Genomic DNA, 3,892 nt, shown 5'->3' with positions numbered 1-3,892 from the left:
GTTTATAAACATTAAACCAGATCATTGTTTATCAACCACAAGGAGTCAATTAAATTAGTTCTTGCCGTTCAATTACCCAACATGACTTTCTTATGCTGTCTGAAATGTTCAAACAAGGTCTGTTCATTACCGCAGAGCTTCATATTAAACCTGACGTTGACTTAGATAAGGCCATCAACGCAATTCACCAGTTTTGTGATGAGATGAACAATGAGCCAGGATGCTCTTTTGCTTTGGCTCTCCAGGATCAAAAAGAACCTAGAAAGATCATTTTCTGGGAACGTTATGAAGATCACACCGCTTTTGAGCAACACTTTCAAGCCGACCATACCCAACGTTTTATAGAAGCCGGGCTCACTGATTTGGTTCAGGCATTCGAATCTAAACTACTCGTCAAGGAGCTATAAGCATGTCTCATACATTACAATGGGGGATCCTGGGAACAAGCTTTATCTCGGGCGTCATGGCCGATGCAATTCATAAAGAGGGGAATACCCGTATTCATGCTGTTGCCGGGCGAACCCCCTCAACACTCGAACAATTCGCACAAGACCATGATATCGCGACGGTAACATCAGACTTCGATTCTGTTATCAAAGATAGCAATGTCGATATTGTCTACATTGCTCTGCCCAACCACCTGCACCATGAATACATCATCAAAGCAGCCAATGCCGGCAAAGCGATTTTATGCGAAAAGTCACTGTCTGTTGATATGGAAAAAACGGCCGAGTCGCTGGCTGCCGTTGAGCAGAGCAACGTCTTCTTTATGGAAGGTTTGATGTACCTGCACCACCCATTCACCAGCAAGATCCTGGAGATGCTCGGCAGTGGCATCATTGGTGAAGTACGTTCTATTCAAGGACATTACTGTGCGTCCATCGCCCAGTTTGTCAACCCGGGCAGTAAAGGAGCACTGTACAACCTTGGCTGTTACCCAGCTTCACTGCTTCACCTCGTGATGCAGCACAGCTTTGGTAGCCAAGTTTTCGACAATTACACCCTTACAGCCCATGGCCGCCGGGGAAATGACGGCAATATCTGTGAATCTGCAGCAACGCTTCACTTCGACAATGGTGTTGTCTGCCAGCTTCATACTGCAGAAGATTATGGCCTGCAAGCCGGCTTTACTATTCTCGGTACTGAGGGCTGTATACAGCTAAAATCAAACCCGTGGCTGCCTGAGGCTACTGGTAATCAGCTCATCATCCAAAAGTACGAACAACAGGAAGAGATTGTTGAAATTGATGCCGACGGCGATGCTTTCCTATACCAAGTCAGAAAGACCCGAGAATACCTCGAAGCTGGTCTGAAACAGGCTCAGCGCCCGGCGGCACAACCCACTGACTCGTACCAAATTATGGAGTTACTAACTCGTTGGGAACAAGCCACCGTCTGTTAGTAGTAACACCAAATAACAATCAGGCCCGATGCACTTACGCATCGGGCCTGAACATTTAACCATGATGATTAACTAGGCTGGCTATGCCTGACTCGGCGTCGATATCTCCAACACGATACATTCCTGTTCACACAAAAAAGGGCCGTGAATTTCACCGGGCAGTCGATTGGCATAATGACCCTGCTCTAACCAAGTCCCATTGGTCTGATCATAAAGCCGACCGGATACAATAAACACCTCTTCGGGGTAATCATGACGATTTCGACCAAACGGTGTGGTATCTGCCCCCGCCTTGAAGCGGGTCAAACGGGTATAGTCACCCGTCGAATCATCCATGCTTAATGTCACTTGCTCTATCATGCCATCGGTTCCATCAAGCACTTGCCAACGGTTGCGACTCGACTCTGCCAGAACATTCCAATATTTTACTGCCCGCTTTGTCATAGACTAGCCTCCCTGCTTTTTTTACTCACTGCTATATAACAAATGTAGAGCAAAAATCTTCAACTACCCCAACAAAAACCAAGATGGTGAACAGCATCTCAAAATAACGAAACCTAATAAGCCGAATCCTAATTATCTGATACATCAATATAGGTAGTTATTACCTAGGTATTTAATCTGGATATAAAAATTCCTTCATGAAACTTTAACCCATCATTCACACTCAATCGATAGCATGCAGCTCAAACAACTAAGTCAGCAAAAATAATCAAAGGAAGACAAGTAATGAGCCGTTTCGACCAACAAGATCAAGTGCTTCACCCTCGTAACGAAGAACCTGCTTTCAACGCAATCATCAATAAGGGGCTAAGCCGCCGGGGATTTCTAAAATCTGCCACAGCAACCAGTACAGTAGCTTTCTTCGGTGCTTCACCTCTGTCTCAAGCTATTGCAGCACAAACAAGCAAGGATAACGGGTTAATTGGTTTTAAACAGGTTCCGGCTTCAACTGCTGACTCTGTAGTTGTTCCTGAAGGCTATCAGGCAGATATACTTATTTCATGGGGAGATCCTATCTTTAACGGTGCCCCGGCATTTGCTCAATCAGCCAACAGCCACGCGCAATTGCAACAGTTCGGCGACAACAACGACGGGATGACCTTCTTCCAGATCAGCGATGATCGTGCCGTGTTGTCGGTGAACAATGAATACACCAACTATGAGTACCTTTTTGCCCATCAGGGACAAAAGATGACTGCCGATGATGTAAAAAAAGCGCAAGCCGCACACGGCGTCTCTATCATCGAGCTATCAAAAATGAACGAGAAATGGGTAGTTAACAAAAATGGTCGGCTTAACCGCCGAATCACCGCCAATACCGAAATGGCGATAACAGGTCCGGCTGCCAGTCATGCTCTATTGAAGACCACTGCAGATCCTTCCGGTAAACTGGCACTCGGAACTTTCAACAACTGCGCAAACGGCGAAACGCCATGGGGAACCTATTTAACCTGTGAAGAGAACTTCAACGGTTATTTTGGCTCTGATGCAACCCCGGCACTCGACAGTAACTACCAGCGCTACGGTATTTCGAATATAGATGCCGGTTACCAATGGCATAAGTTCGATCAGCGTTTTGACCTCGCCAAGAACCCTAACGAGCCGCACCGGTTTGGCTGGGTTGTCGAAATCGATCCGATGAACCCGAACTCTACTCCGAAGAAACGTACTGCCCTTGGCCGCTTCAAGCATGAAAATGCCGCTGTCACCATCAACAATGACGGTCATGTTGTTGTATATCTTGGGGATGATGAGCGCGGCGAGCACCTGTATCGCTTCATCTCAAAAAATAAATACCAGCCTTCTAACCCATCCGCCAATCGTGATTTACTAGAGGAAGGTACACTCTATGTGGCCAAATTCGATGCCAAAGACGGCGAACTAAAAGGCCAGGGACAGTGGATTGAACTGACATGGGGTAAGAACGGCCTAACGCCGGATAATGGATTTGCGGACCAGGCGGAAGTCCTCATCTTTGCCCGCAAAGCTGCAACTCAAGTCGGGGCTACCACCATGGACCGCCCGGAGTGGGTGGCAGTCAATCCAAAGAACCAGCAGGTTTTCTGCACCCTGACCAATAACAAAAACCGCGGGGTAAAGACCAACCAACCAGTCGATGCAGTAAATCCTCGAGAGAACAACCCATACGGCCACATTGTTCGATGGTCACCTTCAGGTAATGATCACACAGCTCGCTATTTCGATTGGGATCTCTATCTCATAGCAGGTAACCCTACCGTTCATGAAAATGGCCTGATGGCTGGAAGTGACAATATTAATGCAGATAATATGTTCAACAGCCCAGACGGGATTGGCTTTGACAATGCCGGACGACTGTGGATTCAGACAGACGGAAAATACTCCAATACAGAAAACTTTGCCGGGATGGGTAACAACCAGATGCTGTGTGGGAACCCCGTAACAGGGGAGGTTCGCCGATTCCTGACTGGCCCTATCGCCTGCGAAATCACAGGCCTGACTTTCAGC

4 protein-coding genes are annotated in these 3,892 nt (G+C 47.1%); 3 read left to right on the top strand and 1 reads right to left on the bottom strand.

Annotated features, from left to right (window positions below; translation table 11 throughout):
- Nucleotides 1-92: 92 nt before the first annotated feature.
- Together MHN01_RS19270 and MHN01_RS19265 are read left to right on the top strand one after the other, a co-directional pair.
- Nucleotides 93-407, top strand: a complete 315-nt coding sequence (locus MHN01_RS19270; protein ID WP_239412833.1) for a putative quinol monooxygenase — start codon at nt 93-95, stop codon at nt 405-407.
- A gap of 2 nt (nt 408-409) precedes the next feature.
- Nucleotides 410-1,402 (top strand): Gfo/Idh/MocA family protein, encoded by a 993-nt coding sequence (locus MHN01_RS19265; RefSeq protein ID WP_239412832.1) that lies wholly within the window; start codon nt 410-412, stop codon nt 1,400-1,402.
- Nucleotides 1,403-1,483: 81 nt separating this feature from the next.
- Here MHN01_RS19265 and MHN01_RS19260 read toward each other — a convergent pair whose 3' ends face one another.
- Nucleotides 1,484-1,846: a cupin domain-containing protein gene (locus MHN01_RS19260; protein WP_075762231.1), complete on the bottom strand. Its 363-nt coding sequence runs from the start codon at nt 1,844-1,846 to the stop codon at nt 1,484-1,486.
- A 285-nt stretch (nt 1,847-2,131) separates the two neighbouring features.
- On the opposite strand from MHN01_RS19260, the gene MHN01_RS19255 reads away from it, so the two are divergent.
- On the top strand, nt 2,132-3,892 hold a 1,761-nt coding region (locus MHN01_RS19255), incomplete at its 3' end, for a PhoX family phosphatase (RefSeq protein WP_239412831.1).

This window comes from Photobacterium sp. OFAV2-7 (genome assembly GCF_022347985.1).
Taxonomy (GTDB): domain Bacteria; phylum Pseudomonadota; class Gammaproteobacteria; order Enterobacterales; family Vibrionaceae; genus Photobacterium.
This window is presented reverse-complemented; position numbering and strand designations above follow the sequence as displayed.